Genomic DNA, 16,089 nt, shown 5'->3' on the forward strand with positions numbered 1-16,089 from the left:
ACAAGCGAGGATGGTGACCTGCCTTTTATCTGCCTACGAGGCGTGTTTTACTGGAACTAGAACACGTTGCAATTAGTGTTGTAAAAGGAGCGCACTCTATATGGCACCCCCCAATATTCCCGCCGACTTCGACTTTCTTGACCCTGATGTCAACCTCGCCGGGTTGCCAGTCGAGGAGCTTGCCCAGCTGCGTAAGGCAGAGCCGATCCACTGGGTTGACATCCCGAACGGCGCGGGTGGATTCGAGGACCACGGCTATTGGCTCGTCACCAAGCACGCCGACGTCAAGGAGGTGTCGAAGCGCAGCGACATCTTCTCCAGCTGGATGAACGGCGCCATCCCCACCTGGCCGCCGGAGATGAAGCGGGAGCAGGTCGAGCTGCAGCGCAGCGTCATGCTCAACATGGACGCGCCGCACCACACCCGGCTACGCAAGATCATCTCCCGCGGGTTCACGCCGCGGGCCATCGGACGGCTGGAGGCCGAACTGGCCGAGCGTGCCCAGAACATCGCCGCGACCGCCGCGAAGGAGGGCAGCGGTGACTTCGTCGAACAGGTGTCGTGCGAGCTGCCGCTGCAGGCCATCGCGGGTCTGCTGGGCGTTCCGCAGGAGGATCGCGACAAGCTCTTCCGCTGGTCCAACGAGATGACCGGGGGCACCGACCCCGAGTACGCCACCGTCGACCCCGCGCAGTCGTCGATGGAACTGATCATGTACGCGATGGCGATGGCCGCGGAGCGCAACCAGAACCCCACCGACGACATCGTCACCACGCTCATCCAGGCCGACATCGACGGCGAGAAGCTCTCCGACGACGAGTTCGGTTTCTTCGTGGTGATGCTGGCCGTGGCTGGCAACGAGACGACGCGGAACTCGATCACCCACGGCATGATCGCGATGGCGAACAACCCCGATCAATGGGACCTCTTCAAGAAGGAGCGCCCGGCGACGGCGGCCGACGAGATCATCCGTTGGGCCACACCGGTTTCGGCCTTCCAGCGCACCGCCAACGAGGACACCGAGCTGAGCGGCGTGCAGATCAAGAAGGGCCAGCGGGTGGTGATGTCGTACCGCTCGGCCAACTTCGACGAAGAGGTCTTCGAAGACCCGCACAGCTTCAACATCCTGCGCGACCCGAACCCGCACGTCGGCTTCGGCGGCACCGGAGCCCACTACTGCATCGGTGCGAACCTGGCCCGCATGACGATCAACCTGATCTTCAATGCGGTCGCCGATCACATGCCGGATCTCAAGCCGATCGGCGAGCCCGAGCGGCTGCGGTCGGGCTGGCTCAACGGCATCAAGCACTGGCAGGTTGACTACGCCGGCAATGCCGCGGTGACGTCCTGATGGACTTCGATCTCACCGCGACGCAACAGGCCGTCGCCGATGTGGTGACGTCGGTGTCCGAGCGCGAATTGAGCTGGGACGCTTTGGTCAGCGGGGGTGTGACGGCGCTTCCGGTGCCCGAACGTCTCGGCGGTGACGGCGTGGGTCTGCTCGAGGTTGCCACCGTGCTGACCGAGATCGGCCGCCACGGCGCCATCACGCCGGCGCTGGCCACCCTGGGTTTCGGCGTGCTGCCGCTGCTCGAGCTGGCCTCCAACGAACAGCAGGACAGGTTTTTGGCCGGCGTCGCCAAGGGCGCGGTCCTGACCGCGGCCCTCAACGAGCCGGGTACCGCGCTTCCGGACCGTCCCTCGACCACGTTCGCGAACGGACGGTTGTCGGGCACCAAGGTCGGCGTCGGCTATGCCGGACAAGCGGATTGGATCCTCGTCACCGCCGACAGCGCGGTGGTGGTGGTGTCGGCGAAGGCCAACGGGGTCGAGGTGGTTCAAACCCCGACCTCGAACGACTCCGAGGAGTACACAATCACGTTCGCCGATGTCGCGGTCGAAGGCTCCGACGTTCTGGAGGGTGCGACGGCTTCCCAGGTCAACCAGTTGGTGCTGGCCGCCATCGGCGCCTATGCCGACGGGCTGGTGGCCGGGGCGCTGCGCCTGACCGCCGACTACGTGGCCAACCGCAAGCAGTTCGGCAAGCCGCTGTCGACGTTCCAGACCGTGGCCGCCCAGCTCGCCGAGGTCTACATCGCCTCGCGGACCATCGATTTGGTGGCGAAGTCGGTTGCCTGGGGGCTGTCGGAACGGGGTGGATCCGCCCCTCAAGTACAAGACGACCTGGATGTCCTCGGCTACTGGATCACCTCGCAGGCGCCACCGGTCATGCAGATCTGTCATCACCTGCACGGCGGGATGGGAATGGACATCACCTATCCGATGCACCGGTACTATTCCACGATCAAGGACCTGTCCCGGCTGCTGGGCGGCCCTTCTCATCGTCTCGATCTGGTGGGAGCGCAATGTTCATAGACCTGACTCCGGAGCAGCGCCAGCTGCAAGCGGAACTGCGAGAATACTTTTCGAACCTGATCTCGTCCGACGAGATGAAGGCGATGGAGCAGGACCGTCACAACGAGGCCTACCGCGCGGTGATCCGGCGGATGGGCCGCGACGGCAAGCTCGGCGTCGGATGGCCAAAGGAGTTCGGCGGCTTGGGCTTCGGCCCGATCGAGCAGTCGATCTTCGTCAACGAGGCGCACCGGGCCGACGTGCCGCTGCCCGCGGTGACGCTGCAGACGGTCGGCCCGGTTCTGCAGCAGTTCGGCAGCGATGAGCAGAAGAAGAAGTTCCTGCCCGCCATCCTGGCGGGCGAGGTGCACTTCGCGATCGGCTACACCGAGCCCGAGGCGGGTACCGACCTGGCCTCCCTGCGGACCAGCGCCGTGCGCCAGGGCGACGAGTACATCGTCAACGGGCAGAAGGTCTTCACGACCGGCGCCCATGACGCGGACTACATCTGGCTGGCCTGCCGCACCGACCCGGAAGCCGTGAAACACAGGGGCATTTCGATCCTGATCGTCGACACCAAGGATCCCGGCTACTCCTGGACTCCGATCATCCTGTCCGACGGCGCGCACCACACCAACGCCACCTACTACAACGACGTACGGGTGCCCGCGGACATGTTGGTCGGCGAGGAGAACGGCGGATGGCGGCTGATCACCACCCAGCTCAACAACGAGCGGGTCATGCTGGGCCCCGCGGGCCGGACCGCCGGCATCTACGATCGGGTGCACGCCTGGGCGTCCAAGCCGGGCAGCGACGGCGTCACGCCGATCGACCACCAGGACGTCAAGCGGGCGCTCGGTGAGATCCACGCGATGTGGCGGATCAACGAGCTGCTCAACTGGCAGGTCGCCGCCGCGGGCGAGGACATCAACGTGGCCGACGCCGCGTCGACGAAAGTCTTTGGCACCGAGCGCATCCAGTACATCGGCCGGCTCGCCGAGGAAATCGTCGGCAAGTACGGCAACCCCGCCGACTCGGACACCGCCGAGCTGCTCAACTGGCTGGACTCCCAGACCAAGCGCAACCTGGTCATCACCTTCGGCGGGGGCGTGAACGAAGTGATGCGCGAGATGATCGCCGCGTCCGGCCTCAAGGTGCCGAGGGTGCCTCGATGACCGATATCAAAGAAGCGGTCGCGGAAATCACCGCCACCGTCGTCGCTAAGCCGCGGGACGCCCGGGATCCGGTGAACCAGCCGACGATCAACAACTGGGTCGAGGCGCTCGGCGACGCCAACCCGATCTACGTCGACGAGGCCGCCGCCAAGGCCGCCGGTCATCCCGGAATCGTCGCACCGCCGGCCATGATTCAGGTGTGGACCATGTTCGGACTGGGTGGCGAACGCCCGACCGACGACCCCATGGGCCCGATCATGCAGCTGTTCGACGACGCCGGCTACATCGGTGTGGTCGCGACCAACTGCGAGCAGACCTATCACCGGTATCTACGTCCGGGCGAGCGGGTCACCGTCCACTCCGAGATGCGCGACGTGATCGGCCCCAAGCAGACCGGCCTCGGCGAGGGCTGGTTCATCAACCAGCACATCACCTGGCGGGTCGGCGACGAAGATGTCGCCGAAATGGCCTGGCGCATCCTGAAGTTCAGGCCGCGCGAGGATTCCGGCGCCACCGGCTCCGTCCCGCAGGACCTGGACGCCGACGCCATGATGCGTCCTGCGGTGTCGCGCGACACCGCCTTCTTCTGGGAGGGCGTCAAAGCACACGAACTGCGCATCCAGCGCCTCGCCGACGGCACGCTGCAGCACCCGCCGGTGCCGGCGGTGTGGCAGGACAAGGCCGAGCCCATCGATTACGCGGTGGCCAGCGGCCGTGGCACGGTGTTCAGCTTCGTGGTGCACCACGCGCCGAAGGTGCCCGGCCGCACGCTGCCGTTCGTGATCGCACTTATCGAACTGGAAGAAGGCGTTCGGATGCTCGGCGAGCTACGCAACGTCGACCACGCCGAGATCAAGATCGGAATGCCGGTCCGCGCAACCTATATCGACTTCCCGGCCGGTGAGTCCGGCCCGGAGTGGAGCCTCTACGCCTGGGAGCCCTTGGGAGATCAAGCATGAGCGCACCCGTTGTTGAAGTGGGCACCACCCTGCCCGAACTCAAGCTGCACGGTACGCCGACGTTCATCATCTCAACGGCCCTGGCCACCAGGGACTTCCAGGACGTGCACCATGACCGGGACCTGGCCCAGGCCAAGGGTTCCAAGGACATCTTCGTCAACATCCTCACCGATACCGGCCTGGTGCAGCGCTACATCACCGACTGGGCGGGCCCGACCGCGCGGATCAAATCGATCGGGCTGCGACTCGGCGTGCCGTGGTACGCCTACGACACCGTCACCTTCTCCGGCGAGGTGACCGCCATCGACGACGGCCTGATCACGCTGAAGGTGTTTGGCCGCAACAGCCTTGGCGATCATGTCATCGCGAACGTGACGCTCACGATCGGGGGGTCCTGATGTTGTCGGGTAAGGCTGCGATCGTCGGCATCGGCGCCACCGACTTCTCCAAGGACTCCGGCCGCAGCGAGCTGCGACTGGCGGCCGAGGCGGTCCTGGATGCGCTGGACGACGCGGGGTTGAGTCCCTCGGACGTCGACGGGCTGACCACGTTCACCATGGACACCAATAACGAGACCGCGGTGGCGCGGGCGGCCGGCATCGGTGACCTGGAGTTCTTCTCACAGATCGGATACGGCGGCGGCGCCGCGTGCGCGACCGTCCAGCAGGCGGCGATCGCCGTGGCCACCGGGGTGGCCGACGTCGTCGTCGCATACCGGGCGTTCAACGAGCGCTCCGGCATGCGGTTCGGTCAGGTGCAGACCCGCCTGGTGGGAAACGCCGGCGTGCAGGCTGATTCGACGGCGGCGGACAACTCCTTCTCCTACCCGCACGGGCTTTCCACGCCGGCCGCGCAGGTCGCCATGATCGCGCAGCGCTACATGCACCTGTCCGGTGCGACCAGCCGGGACTTCGGTGCGATTTCGGTGGCCGACCGCAAGCATGCGGCCAAGAACCCGAAGGCGTATTTCTACGAGAAGCCGATAACCATTGAGGACCACCAGAATTCGCGGTGGATCGCCGAGCCGCTGCGGCTGCTGGATTGCTGTCAGGAGACCGACGGCGCCGTCGCGATCGTGGTGACGTCTCCGGAGCGCGCGAAGGATCTCAAGCAGCGACCGGCGATCATCGAGGCGGCGGCCCAGGGCTCCAGCCCCGATCAGTACACGATGGTCAGCTACTACCGGCCCGAGCTCGGCCTGCCCGAGATGGGAGTCGTGGGCCGGCAGCTCTGGGGGCAGTCAGGGTTGAAGCCGACCGACATTCAGACCGCGATCCTGTACGACCACTTCACGCCGTTCACGCTGATTCAGTTGGAAGAGTTGGGATTCTGCGGCAAGGGCGAGGCCAAGGACTTCATCGCCGACGGTGCCATCGAGATCGGTGGGCGACTGCCGATCAACACCCATGGTGGCCAACTCGGCGAGGCCTACATTCACGGCATGAACGGCATCGCCGAGGGGGTGCGGCAACTGCGGGGCACCTCAGTCAATCCGGTGCCCGACGTCGAGCACGTCCTCGTCACCGCCGGAACCGGTGTGCCGACGTCGGGCTTGATCCTGGGCTGAGTGGCCCTTGGGCGCGAGTGTGCGGCCCGCGGATGCGTCTCTGTACGCCGAGTGTGAAGTTAGTTCCACGCTCGCAGCCGGGTGTGAAACTAACTTCACACTCGACGGCTGAAGTGACGCTGCGGGTGACTCGTGCGACGCTGCCGTCGTGGGTGAGCCCTTCCTTGGCAGCGAGGCCGTTGCTTGCGGCGCATTGACCAGAAGTCAGCTGAGTACCGGATACACAAGGCTTTTTCGAGATGTGTACGTCAGTAGGGATTGTGACGCTACTTCCGCACTGCGCGCGAAGGCCGGATGGCTGTGGACTGGGCGCAGGGGCGTGGTCGCAGGGTTCTCCGCGGCCGCACTGCATGGGAGCAAATGGGTTGACAGCGTGACGATGGTGGACCTCATTCACGAGAACCGCCACCGTCAGGCTGGAGTTCGGGCTCACGGAGACCGTATCGAGGAAGACGAAATCGTTGTGATGGGAGGGATGCCGGTGACCTCGGCAGCCAGGACGGCCCTGGACCTCGGCTGCTGGTATCCGCTTACCGCGGCGGTGGCGGGCATCGATGCATTGGCTCGGGCAACGGGAATCGAGGGGGCCGATGTCGAGTTGCTCGCAGCAAGATACCCGGGCCGCCGAGGCATCGTACAAGCACGGCAGGCAATAGCCCTGTTCGACAGTGGGGCACAGTCTCCGAAGGAGTCTTGGCTGCGCGTTGTACTGGTCCAGGCCGGGTTACCGTCGCCTCAGACGCAGATCGCCGTCACCGATGACTTCGGTGACCCGGTGGCTTATCTCGATATGGGCTGGGAGGAGATAAAAGTAGCGGTCGAGTACGACGGTGAACAGCACCGTAGCGATCGACGACAATACACTTGGGACGTCCGACGAATGGAGATGCTCGAGCGTCTCGGCTGGATCGTCATTCGAGTGGTGGCAGGAGACCGGCCTGCGGAAATCGTCCGACGTGTTCGCGCGGCTCGTGCCCGTCGAGCGTGAAGTTAGTTTCACGCTCGCAGCCGAATGTGAAACTAACTTCACGCTCGACGGCAAGGAGCCTAGGCCGGCACCAATTCGACGCCCGACAGCACGACGGCGTTGTCGCGCGAGGGCGCGACAACGCTGGCCAGGAAGCGGCCGTTGTCCTTCCAAATGCCGACCTTGAGCGTTTCGCCGGGGAAAGCCACCCCGGCGAAACGTGCGCCGTAGGCCGCCACTGCTCCAGTATCGCCGTCGAGCAGTGCATCGGTGATCGCCTTGCAGGTCATGCCGTAGGTGCACAGCCCGTGCAGGATGGGCTGCGAAAAGCCTGCGGCAGCGGCGAATTCGGGATCGGAGTGCAGCGGGTTGCGGTCGCCGCACAGCCGGTAGAGCAGCGCCTGCTGCGGCAGAATCGGCACGTCGACCTCGAGATCGGGGGCACGGTCGGGCGCGCCGTCCGACGTCGAAGGCCCTCGCTCGCCGCCGAATCCGCCCTCGCCGCGGGCGAAGATGGACCGTCGCTGCGTCCACAGCAGCGTGCCGTCCGGCGCGGTCACCGTCGTCTCGCTCCAGATCACCGCGGCCTTGCCCTTGTCCCAGATGTCCGTGAACCGGGTGACGGCCTCGGCCGAGCCCGACGGCGGCAGCGGGGCGGGCACCTCCACGCGCTCACTGGCATGCAGCACCTTGCCCAGCTCGATGTCGATGCCCGGAAACTTGACGGTCGGCGGCTTCGTGACATGGAAGGTGGCGGCGACGTTGCCGAACGTCGGCAGCACCTGCGGGGTGTCGTCGATCAGGTAGCGCAGCTCGCGCGGGTCCATCGGATCGGCGCCGGCGCCCAGCCCGAGGTGGTAGAGCTGCACATCACTGCTGGCCCAAGAGAATTCGATGGGATCCAGCTCGGCATTCAGGGCGACGTCTACGTCGATTGGCATCGCGGTTACCTTTCCCCGGCTCCGCCGGCTATGTGCAACGCCGCCAGGTAGCCGAACGTCATGGCCGGCCCGATGGTGCCACCCGGCCCGGGGTACGTGTGGCCCATCACCGGGGCACTGACGTTGCCTGCCGCGTAGAGGCCCTCGATGATACTGCCGTCATCGCGCAGCGCCCGGCCGTGGATGTCGGTGCGGATGCCGCCCTTGGTGCCCAGGTCACCGGGCACCATCTTGGCCGCGTAGTACGGCGCGTGACTGATCTCGCCGAGGTTGGGGTTCGGCTTGTTGGTCGGATCGCCGTAGTAGCGGTCGTAGGCGCTTTCGCCGCGCTGGAAGTCGGCGTCGATGCCGGAGCGGGCGAAGCCGTTGAAGCGTTCCACGGTCGCGGTGAATTCACTCACCGGAAGGCCGGCCTTCTGCGCCAGCTCCGCCAGAGTGTCGGCGGTGATGATGACACCCGACTCCAGCCACTTACGCGGAATACGTTGTCCGGGCTGCAATCCCGCGAAGATGTAGCGGTCCCGGTACCGCTGGTCGAACACCAGCCAGGCGGGGATGTTCTCACCCGGCCCCGGCCCCTGACCGTATTCGCCGCCGTACATGTGATGGCAGGCTTCGACGTAGGGCATCGACTCGTTCATGAACCGCTTGCCCGACATGTTGACGATGATCGATCCCGGCGAGTTGCGCTCGGACAACGCGAACCACGGTGCACCTACCAGCGGGACGGTCGGTCCCCACCAGGCGTCTTCCATGATGTCCAGTGCGGCGCCGAGCTTTTCGCCCGCCAGAATCCCGTCGCCGGTGTTAGCCACCGCGCCGACGGTCCACTCGGTGGTGATCGGTGCGCGCTGGTATTTCACCCGCATCTGTTCGTTGTGCTCGAATCCGCCCGACGCCAGGATCACGCCACGCCGGGCGCGGATCAGCTGCGGCTCGCCCGATTCGGCATCGCCGGCGCCGCGCACGTAGACGCCGCGCACCACACCGTCTTCGACGTGGAGGTCGGTGAGCGCGGTGTTGAGCACTACGGGCACCCCGGCCCGCTGCAACCCGATGCGCAGCGGCCCGATCAACGCCCGGCCCATGCCGACGAGGTTCTTGCCGGTTGCCTTGGCCCACATGGTGCGCGCCCCGACCTTCAGGCTGCGCAGCACACCGCGCGGGTGCCGCTTGAGCTGGTTCAGCCGCACGTAATCCTGTTGCATCACCACGACGTTGAGCGGGACCTTGCCGTAGGCCGGCTCCAGGCCGGCTTCGTCGGCGCCGAGCTTGCGGGCGTTGAACGGCTTCGGCTCGATCGATCGGCCCTCGGCGCGGCCGCCCGGCGACTCCGGATAGTAGTCGGAGTACTTCGGCACCCAGCACATCTTCAGCGGGGTGTGCTTCAGCACAAACGACAGCATTTCGGGGCCGCGCTCGAGGTAGGTGTCGATGCGTTCCGGCTCGACGACGTTGCCGACGATCCCGTGCAGATAGGTGCGGGCGGCCTCGGCGGTATCGCGGACCCCGTCACGCTTGAGGACTTCGTTGTTTGGGATCCAAACGCCGCCGCCTGAGCGCGCCGTCGAACCGCCGAAGTGTGGGGCCTTCTCGATGACTACGGTGGAAAGACCCCGGTGAGCGGCGGTAAGGGCGGCCACCATGCCGGCCCCGCCGCTCCCGACCACGACGACGTCGTACTCCTGCGCTGACATGTAGAACACGTTATAGAATTGCCCCGGGCGGCCGCTACTGGCCCGGTCGACTGTACGAGGAGACGTGAAAAAATGCTCAGTGTTGCCACGCGCGACGAGCTGGCCGCCGACTTGGCGCAAGCCGAGCGGAGCGGCGAGCCGATCGCCCCGCTTACCGCCGCCTACCCGGACATCGACGTCGTCGACGCCTACGAGATTCAGCTGATCAACATCCGCCAGAGAGTCGCGGAGGGGGCCCGGGTGCTGGGCCACAAGGTTGGGCTGTCGTCGTTGGCGATCCAGCAAATGATGGGCGTCGACGAGCCGGACTACGGACATCTGCTCGACGAGATGCAGCTGTTCGAGGACACCCCGGTCGAGGCGGACCGCTACCTGTACCCCCGGGTCGAGGTCGAAGTCGGGTTCGTCCTGAACGCGGACCTGCCGGGAGCCGGCTGCACCGAGGACGACGTGCTGGCGGCCACCGAGGCGCTGGTCCCGTCGATCGAGCTGATCGACACCCGGATCACCGACTGGAAGATCGAGCTGTGCGACACCATCGCCGACAACGCGTCGTCGGCGGGTTTTGTGCTCGGTGAGGCGCGCGTTTCCCCCCGCGACATCGACGTCAAGGGGATCGACGCCGTGTTGCGCTGCAACGGTGAGGTTGTCGCGGAAGGCCGTACCGACGCGGTGCTGGGCAATCCGGTCACCGCGGTGGCCTGGCTGGCCCGCAAGGTGGACGGTTTCGGTGTCCGCCTGCGCAAAGGCGACGTCGTGCTGCCCGGATCGTGCACGCGGGCGATCGACGCGCACCCCGGTGACAATTTCGTCGCCGACTTCACGGGCCTCGGTTCGGTGCGTTTATCGTTCGAATAAGCTCGAATTAAATCGTCTAACTTAAATCTCAAACGCTTCGAAAAGGGGCAATCATGCCGACTAAGGCGACTGTGGCCATTGTCGGGTCGGGGAACATCAGCACTGACCTGCTCTACAAGCTGCTCCGATCGGACTGGCTGGAACCGCGCTGGATGGTCGGCATCGACCCGGAAAGCGAGGGCTTGGCCCGGGCCCGCAAGCTGGGCCTGGAGACCACCCACGAGGGTGTCGACTGGCTGTTGGCCCAGTCGGACAAGCCCGACCTGGTGTTCGAGGCGACCAGCGCCTACGTGCACCGCGACGCCGCCCCCAAGTACGAGGCCGCCGGCATCCGGGCCATCGACCTGACGCCGGCCGCGGTGGGCCCCGCGGTGATCCCGCCTGCCAACCTGCGCCAGCACCTGGACGCGCCGAACGTCAACATGATCACCTGCGGCGGGCAGGCGACCATCCCGATCGTCTACGCGGTGTCACGCGCGGTCGCCGACCTCGGCGGCGTGCCGTATGCCGAGATCGTCGCCTCGGTCGCCTCACTGTCGGCCGGCCCCGGCACCCGCGCCAACATCGACGAGTTCACCAAGACCACCAGCCGGGGTGTCGAGACCATCGGCGGCGCCAAACGCGGCAAGGCGATCATCATCTTGAACCCGGCGGACCCGCCGATGATCATGCGCGACACCATCTTCTGCGCCATCCCGGAGGACGCCGACCGGGACGCGATCGCCAAGTCCATCCACGACGTGGTGGCCGAGGTGCAGACCTATGTGCCGGGTTACCGGCTGCTCAACGAGCCCCAGTTCGACGACCCGTCGATCAACTCCGGCGGCCAGGCGCTGGTCACCACCTTCGTGGAGGTCGAGGGCGCCGGCGATTATCTGCCGCCATATGCGGGCAACCTGGACATCATGACCGCCGCGGCGACCAAGGTCGGCGAGGAGATCGCCAAGGAATCCTTGAGCGCGACGGCCGGAGGAGCGCAATCATGACCACCGACATCTTCTTCAACCCGGTCTGGGACGTCCGGATGACCGACACGTCGTTGCGGGACGGCTCTCACCACAAGCGCCACCAGTTCACCGCCGACGAGGTCGGCGCCATCGTGGCCGCGCTGGACGCCGCGGGGGTGCCCGTCATCGAGGTCACCCACGGCGACGGTCTGGGCGGCTCGAGCTTCAACTACGGGTTCTCCAAGACCCCCGAGCAGGAGCTGATCAAACTGGCCGCCGAGACGGCCAAAGAAGCCAAGATCGCCTTCTTGATGCTGCCCGGCGTCGGCACCAAAGAAGACATCAAAGAGGCCCAGAACAACGGCGGCTCGATCTGCCGGATCGCCACCCACTGCACCGAAGCCGACGTGTCGATCCAGCACTTCGGGCTGGCCCGCGAACTCGGACTGGAAACCGTCGGGTTCCTGATGATGAGCCACACCATCTCGCCCGAGAAGCTGGCCGCGCAGGCCCGCATCATGGCCGACGCGGGTTGCCAGTGCGTCTACGTGGTCGATTCGGCCGGCGCGCTGGTCCTCGAGGGCGTGCGCGACCGGGTCGCCGCGCTGGTCGCCGAGCTCGGCGACGACGCCCAGGTCGGCTTCCACGGCCACGAGAACCTCGGGCTCGGCGTCGCCAACAGCGTCGAGGCCGTCCGGGCGGGCGCCAAGCAGATCGACGGCTCCTGCCGCCGGTTCGGCGCCGGGGCCGGTAACGCGCCCGTCGAGGCGCTGATCGGGGTGTTCGACAAGATCGGCGTGAAGACCGGGATCGACTTCTTCGACATCGCCGACGCGGCCGAAGAGGTGGTGGCCCCCGCCATGCCCGCCGAGTGCCTGCTCGACCGCAACGCCCTGATCATGGGGTACTCGGGCGTGTATTCGAGCTTCCTCAAGCACGCCATCCGCCAAGGTGAGCGCTACGGCGTCCCGCCGCATGAGCTGCTGCACCGCGCGGGCCAGCGCAAACTCATCGGCGGCCAGGAAGACCAGCTCATCGACATCGCGCTGGAGATCAAGCGCGAGAAGGACAGCGGCGCCGCCCCCTCGCGTTGACCAGCCGGCTTCGCGGCGGCACGCACAGGCGGCGCATAGGTATCGCGAGTAGCCTGGCGCCCATGAGCACATCCAAGACAGTCGGCGCCCGTCGCCGCGGGCTGTACGGCCTGCTCGCCGGGGGGTTGATGACTGCTACCGCCGCAACGGTGATCGCGCTGCCCGTGGCAGGCATAGCCAACGCGGATCCGCAATGCAATCAGGACGTGGGTTCATCCATCAACTCGTACCTGGAGAAGCACCCGGACCTCCACCAGCAGCTGCAGGCCAGGTCGCAGGCCGAGGGCGGTAACGGCAACGTCATCGACTATCTCAATCGGCATCCCGACGTCCGCCAGCACCTGATCGACCTGTCCCACTCCTGCCCACCGTAGTGAGTCGGCGTCGTCGTTGAACGCTGCGGCCGACGCGCGGGAACGTTCGCCATTGACGAAAAAGTAGAACACGTTCTAGCGTCTAGGCGTGTTCTCTGATTCCCTCACGAAAGCGATCGCCGAGGCCGAGCAGTTGGTGGCCGACGCACCCTTCATCGAGACCGAAGCCGACCTGCTGGAAGGGTTGCAGTACCTGGCCGGCTGTATCTCGGGCTGCATCCACCTGGCCGTGGACTACGACCGCAACCATCCCTTCCTGCAGTCGGGCACCGGGCCGTTCACCAAGATGGGCCTGGACAACCCCGACACCCTTTACTTCGGTACCCGGGTGCACGCCAACCACGACTACGTGGTCACCGGCAGGCGCGGGACGACCACCGATCTGAGTTTCCAGCTACTCGGCGGCGAGTACACGGACGACTTCGTGCCCGTCAGCCAGGCCGCCTTCGACGACCGCGAGCTCGAGATCGCGCCCGACGGCAGCTTCGAATGGCGGGTGCGGCCGACGAGTGCCGGGCAACTGGTGATCCGCGAGGTGTACGGCGACTGGTCGGCACAGCGCGGCACGCTGGCCATCTCCCGGCTCGACACGGCGGGCACCGCGCCGCCGCCGTTGACCCGTGAGCTCATCGAAAAGCGTTACGCCACAGCGGGAAAGCAGCTTGTCCAGCGGGTGAAGACCTGGCTGCAATTCCCGCAGTGGTTTTATCTCGATTTGCCGGTCAACACCATGGTGCCGCCGCGGCTGACTCCGGGCGGGCTGTCCACGCAGTACTCGTCGGTCGGGCACTTCGACCTGCGACCGGATCAGGCGATGGTCATCACCATCCCGGTCTCCGACGCGCCCTACCTCGGCTTTCAGCTGGGCAGCCTCTGGTACATCTCGCTGGACTACATCAACCACCAGACCTCGCTGAACAACACTCAGGCACAGGCGGATCCGGACGGCAAGGTCCGCATCGTCGTCGCCGAGCAGAACCCGGGAGTGACGAACTGGGCCGAGACGGTCGGCCACCGGCGAGGCTTCCTGCAGTTCCGCTGGCAGCGGGTGTCGCGTGAGCTCACCGACGCCGACGGTCCGACCGTGGAGGTGGTCGACATCGACAAGGTTCCGGCCGCGTTGCCGTACTTCGAACACAACAAGATTTCAGAGGACGACTGGCGCGCCCGAATTGCGCTGCGCCACCAACAGATTCAGGCGAGGATGCTGGGATGACCAAGTTACTGGACGGCAAGGTGGTGGTGATCAGCGGCGTCGGTCCGGGTCTGGGCACGACGCTGGCGCACCGATGCACGCGGGAAGGCGCCGACCTGGTGCTGGCGGCCCGCACGCCGGAACGCCTGGACAACGTCGCCAAGCAGATCGCCGACCTCGGAGGCCGTGCGACAACGGTGCGCGCCGACATCACCGAGGACGACCAGGTGAGCAACCTGGTCGATGCCACCTTGGAGGCGTACGGCAAGGTCGACGTGCTGATCAACAACGCGTTCCGGGTGCCGTCGCTGAAACCGTTCTCGGGCACCAGTTTTCAGCATATCCGCGACGCGATCGAACTCAGTGCGCTCGGCGCGCTGCGGCTCATCCAGGGGTTCACGCCGGCGCTGGCCGAGTCGAAGGGCTCGATCGTCAACGTCAACTCCATGGTGCTGCGGCACTCGCAGGCGAAGTACGGCGCCTACAAGATGGCCAAGTCCGCGCTGCTGTCCATGTCGCATTCGTTGGCCACCGAGCTCGGCGAGCAGGGTATCCGGGTCAATTCCGTTGCGCCCGGCTATATCTGGGGCGAGACACTGCAGGGCTACTTCAACCACCAGGCCGGCAAGTACGGCACCACGGCCGAGCAGATCTACCAGGCCACCGCGGCCGACTCCGACCTGAAGCGGCTGCCGACCGAGGACGAGGTGGCCTCGGCGATCCTGTTCATGGCCAGCGACCTGTCCAGCGGCATCACCGGACAGACGCTGGACGTCAATTGCGGGGAGTACCACACCTGATGGCGCAACGCACCGATGTCGGCACCGTCGAGGACCTGAAGGCGTCGGCCAGCAAGATGATCGGGCTGGACGATTTCGGTACCAACGACGACAACTACCTCGAAGCGCTGGAAGTGCTGCTGGACTCCTACCGGCGCGACGCCGACTTGACGCCGTTGGGCAGCAAGATGAATCGGTTTTTTCTGCGCGGTGCGCTGGTGGCCAGGCTGCTTTCCGAAGCTGCCTGGAAGCAGTACCCGCAGCATGCGGACGTCGTCATCGAGCGGCCGATCTTCGTCACCGGGCTGGTGCGCACCGGCACCACCGCCTTGCATCGGCTGCTTGGCGCCGATCCCGCGCACCAGGGCCTGCATCTGTGGTTGGCCGAATTTCCGCAGCCCCGTCCGCCTCGTGAAACCTGGGAATCCAACCCGTTTTACAGCCAGCTGAATGCACAGTTCGAGAAGCATCATGCCGAAAACCCGGACTACACGGGTCTGCACTTCATGGCGGCGTACGAGCTGGAGGAGTGCTGGCAGCTGCTGCGGCAGTCGCTGCACTCGGCGTCCTACGAAACCCTGGCGCACCTGCCCACCTACTCGCAATGGCTGTCCCAACAGGACTGGACGCCGTCATATCAGCGGCACCGCCGCAACCTTCAGCTGATCGGGCTCAACGACGCCGACAAGCGGTGGGTGCTGAAGAATCCCAGCCACCTGTTCGCGCTGGACGCGTTGATGGCGACCTATCCCGACGCGTTGGTGATCCAGACTCATCGTCCGGTCGAAACGATCATGGCCTCGATGTGCTCGCTGGCGCAGCACACCGCAGAGGGATGGTCGTCCTCGTTCACCGGCGCCCAAATCGGCGCTGACGCGATGGAAACGTGGTCGCGGGGCCTGGAGCGGTTCAACACCGCACGGGCCAAATACAGCCCGTCGCAGTTCTACGACGTGGACTACAAGGAGTTGATCGCCGACCCGATGGGCACGGTTGCCGACATCTACCGGCACTTCGGCTTGACGTTGACCGAAGAGGCCAAGGCCGCCATGGAAAAGACCCACGCCGACAGCCAGTCCGGCCCACGGGCGCCCAAGCACACCTACTCGCTTGCCGACTACGGCCTGAGCACCGAGACGGTCAAGGAGCGGTTCGCGGGCCTGTAGTCACCGGCGCCGCGA

The 16,089-nt window shown here is 65.9% G+C and carries 16 protein-coding genes; 14 read left to right on the forward strand and 2 right to left on the reverse strand.

Features of this window, described 5'->3' with window-relative positions; all coding sequences use genetic code 11:
* The first annotated feature begins 100 nt into the window (after nucleotides 1–100).
* The 7 genes from MTY59_RS12200 to MTY59_RS12230 all read left to right on the forward strand — a co-directional run bounded on the left by MTY59_RS12200 (nucleotide 101) and on the right by MTY59_RS12230 (nucleotide 7,044).
* A complete protein-coding gene (locus MTY59_RS12200) occupies nucleotides 101–1,351 on the forward strand; it encodes a cytochrome P450 (RefSeq protein WP_221045857.1) in 1,251 nt (416 codons plus the stop codon).
* Nucleotides 1,351–2,376, forward strand: coding sequence for an acyl-CoA dehydrogenase family protein (locus tag MTY59_RS12205; RefSeq protein WP_221045858.1), 1,026 nt, complete (start codon nucleotides 1,351–1,353; stop codon nucleotides 2,374–2,376). Before MTY59_RS12200 ends, MTY59_RS12205 begins: the two co-directional genes overlap by 1 nt.
* Nucleotides 2,367–3,530, forward strand: a complete 1,164-nt coding sequence (gene fadE29, locus MTY59_RS12210) for an acyl-CoA dehydrogenase FadE29 (protein ID WP_221045859.1) — start codon at nucleotides 2,367–2,369, stop codon at nucleotides 3,528–3,530. The genes MTY59_RS12205 and fadE29 overlap by 10 nt, the downstream gene beginning before the upstream one ends.
* Nucleotides 3,527–4,489 carry a bifunctional MaoC family dehydratase N-terminal/OB-fold nucleic acid binding domain-containing protein gene (locus MTY59_RS12215; protein WP_221045860.1) on the forward strand — a complete coding sequence of 321 codons (963 nt, stop codon included), beginning with the start codon at nucleotides 3,527–3,529 and terminating at the stop codon, nucleotides 4,487–4,489. Before fadE29 ends, MTY59_RS12215 begins: the two co-directional genes overlap by 4 nt.
* Nucleotides 4,486–4,887, forward strand: coding sequence for a MaoC family dehydratase (locus MTY59_RS12220; protein ID WP_221045861.1), 402 nt, complete (start codon nucleotides 4,486–4,488; stop codon nucleotides 4,885–4,887). The genes MTY59_RS12215 and MTY59_RS12220 overlap by 4 nt, the downstream gene beginning before the upstream one ends.
* Entirely contained in the window at nucleotides 4,887–6,056 is a 1,170-nt protein-coding gene (locus MTY59_RS12225; RefSeq protein ID WP_221045862.1) for a lipid-transfer protein, read from the forward strand. The genes MTY59_RS12220 and MTY59_RS12225 overlap by 1 nt, the downstream gene beginning before the upstream one ends.
* 148 nt (nucleotides 6,057–6,204) lie before the next feature.
* Nucleotides 6,205–7,044: a DUF559 domain-containing protein gene (locus MTY59_RS12230; protein WP_221045863.1), complete on the forward strand. Its 840-nt coding sequence runs from the start codon at nucleotides 6,205–6,207 to the stop codon at nucleotides 7,042–7,044.
* A 59-nt stretch (nucleotides 7,045–7,103) separates the two neighbouring features.
* On the opposite strand, the gene MTY59_RS12235 is transcribed toward MTY59_RS12230, so the two are convergent.
* Together MTY59_RS12235 and kstD are read right to left on the reverse strand one after the other, a co-directional pair.
* Entirely contained in the window at nucleotides 7,104–7,964 is an 861-nt protein-coding gene (locus MTY59_RS12235; RefSeq protein ID WP_221045864.1) for a MaoC family dehydratase, read from the reverse strand.
* A 5-nt stretch (nucleotides 7,965–7,969) separates the two neighbouring features.
* The gene (gene kstD, locus MTY59_RS12240) at nucleotides 7,970–9,661 is read right to left on the reverse strand and encodes a 3-oxosteroid 1-dehydrogenase (protein WP_221045865.1); all 1,692 of its coding nucleotides are present in this window, start codon (nucleotides 9,659–9,661) and stop codon (nucleotides 7,970–7,972) included.
* A gap of 72 nt (nucleotides 9,662–9,733) precedes the next feature.
* Between kstD and MTY59_RS12245 the strand changes: the two genes are divergently transcribed.
* From MTY59_RS12245 to MTY59_RS12275, 7 genes are all read left to right on the forward strand, one after another.
* A complete protein-coding gene (locus MTY59_RS12245; RefSeq protein WP_221045866.1) occupies nucleotides 9,734–10,519 on the forward strand; it encodes a 2-keto-4-pentenoate hydratase in 786 nt (261 codons plus the stop codon).
* 53 nt (nucleotides 10,520–10,572) lie between these two features.
* Nucleotides 10,573–11,505, forward strand: coding sequence for an acetaldehyde dehydrogenase (acetylating) (locus MTY59_RS12250; protein WP_221045867.1), 933 nt, complete (start codon nucleotides 10,573–10,575; stop codon nucleotides 11,503–11,505).
* A complete protein-coding gene (dmpG, locus tag MTY59_RS12255) occupies nucleotides 11,502–12,560 on the forward strand; it encodes a 4-hydroxy-2-oxovalerate aldolase (protein ID WP_221045868.1) in 1,059 nt (352 codons plus the stop codon). The genes MTY59_RS12250 and dmpG overlap by 4 nt, the downstream gene beginning before the upstream one ends.
* 62 nt (nucleotides 12,561–12,622) lie before the next feature.
* Complete coding sequence (locus MTY59_RS12260) at nucleotides 12,623–12,934, forward strand: heme-binding protein (RefSeq protein ID WP_221045869.1); 312 nt, start codon at nucleotides 12,623–12,625, stop codon at nucleotides 12,932–12,934.
* A gap of 88 nt (nucleotides 12,935–13,022) precedes the next feature.
* Nucleotides 13,023–14,150 carry a hypothetical protein gene (locus MTY59_RS12265; RefSeq protein ID WP_221045870.1) on the forward strand — a complete coding sequence of 376 codons (1,128 nt, stop codon included), beginning with the start codon at nucleotides 13,023–13,025 and terminating at the stop codon, nucleotides 14,148–14,150.
* Nucleotides 14,147–14,929, forward strand: a complete 783-nt coding sequence (locus MTY59_RS12270; RefSeq protein ID WP_221045871.1) for an SDR family oxidoreductase — start codon at nucleotides 14,147–14,149, stop codon at nucleotides 14,927–14,929. Before MTY59_RS12265 ends, MTY59_RS12270 begins: the two co-directional genes overlap by 4 nt.
* Complete coding sequence (locus MTY59_RS12275) at nucleotides 14,929–16,074, forward strand: sulfotransferase family protein (protein ID WP_221045872.1); 1,146 nt, start codon at nucleotides 14,929–14,931, stop codon at nucleotides 16,072–16,074. Before MTY59_RS12270 ends, MTY59_RS12275 begins: the two co-directional genes overlap by 1 nt.
* Nucleotides 16,075–16,089 lie beyond the last annotated feature (15 nt).

The sequence above is a fragment of the Mycobacterium senriense genome (assembly GCF_019668465.1).
Classification (GTDB): Bacteria; Actinomycetota; Actinomycetes; order Mycobacteriales; family Mycobacteriaceae; genus Mycobacterium; species Mycobacterium senriense.

Excerpts from the sequence above, each read along its gene's own strand:
- MTY59_RS12200 (WP_221045857.1), top strand. The coding sequence starts at position 101 with ATGGCACCCCCCAATATTCCCGCCGACTTCGACTTTCTTGACCCTGAT.
- MTY59_RS12205 (WP_221045858.1), top strand. The coding sequence starts at position 1,351 with ATGGACTTCGATCTCACCGCGACGCAACAGGCCGTCGCCGATGTGGTG.
- fadE29 (WP_221045859.1), top strand. The coding sequence starts at position 2,367 with ATGTTCATAGACCTGACTCCGGAGCAGCGCCAGCTGCAAGCGGAACTG.
- MTY59_RS12215 (WP_221045860.1), top strand. The coding sequence starts at position 3,527 with ATGACCGATATCAAAGAAGCGGTCGCGGAAATCACCGCCACCGTCGTC.
- MTY59_RS12220 (WP_221045861.1), top strand. The coding sequence starts at position 4,486 with ATGAGCGCACCCGTTGTTGAAGTGGGCACCACCCTGCCCGAACTCAAG.
- MTY59_RS12225 (WP_221045862.1), top strand. The coding sequence starts at position 4,887 with ATGTTGTCGGGTAAGGCTGCGATCGTCGGCATCGGCGCCACCGACTTC.
- MTY59_RS12235 (WP_221045864.1), bottom strand. The coding sequence starts at position 7,964 with ATGCCAATCGACGTAGACGTCGCCCTGAATGCCGAGCTGGATCCCATC.
- kstD (WP_221045865.1), bottom strand. The coding sequence starts at position 9,661 with ATGTCAGCGCAGGAGTACGACGTCGTCGTGGTCGGGAGCGGCGGGGCC.
- MTY59_RS12245 (WP_221045866.1), top strand. The coding sequence starts at position 9,734 with ATGCTCAGTGTTGCCACGCGCGACGAGCTGGCCGCCGACTTGGCGCAA.
- MTY59_RS12250 (WP_221045867.1), top strand. The coding sequence starts at position 10,573 with ATGCCGACTAAGGCGACTGTGGCCATTGTCGGGTCGGGGAACATCAGC.
- dmpG (WP_221045868.1), top strand. The coding sequence starts at position 11,502 with ATGACCACCGACATCTTCTTCAACCCGGTCTGGGACGTCCGGATGACC.
- MTY59_RS12260 (WP_221045869.1), top strand. The coding sequence starts at position 12,623 with ATGAGCACATCCAAGACAGTCGGCGCCCGTCGCCGCGGGCTGTACGGC.
- MTY59_RS12270 (WP_221045871.1), top strand. The coding sequence starts at position 14,147 with ATGACCAAGTTACTGGACGGCAAGGTGGTGGTGATCAGCGGCGTCGGT.
- MTY59_RS12275 (WP_221045872.1), top strand. The coding sequence starts at position 14,929 with ATGGCGCAACGCACCGATGTCGGCACCGTCGAGGACCTGAAGGCGTCG.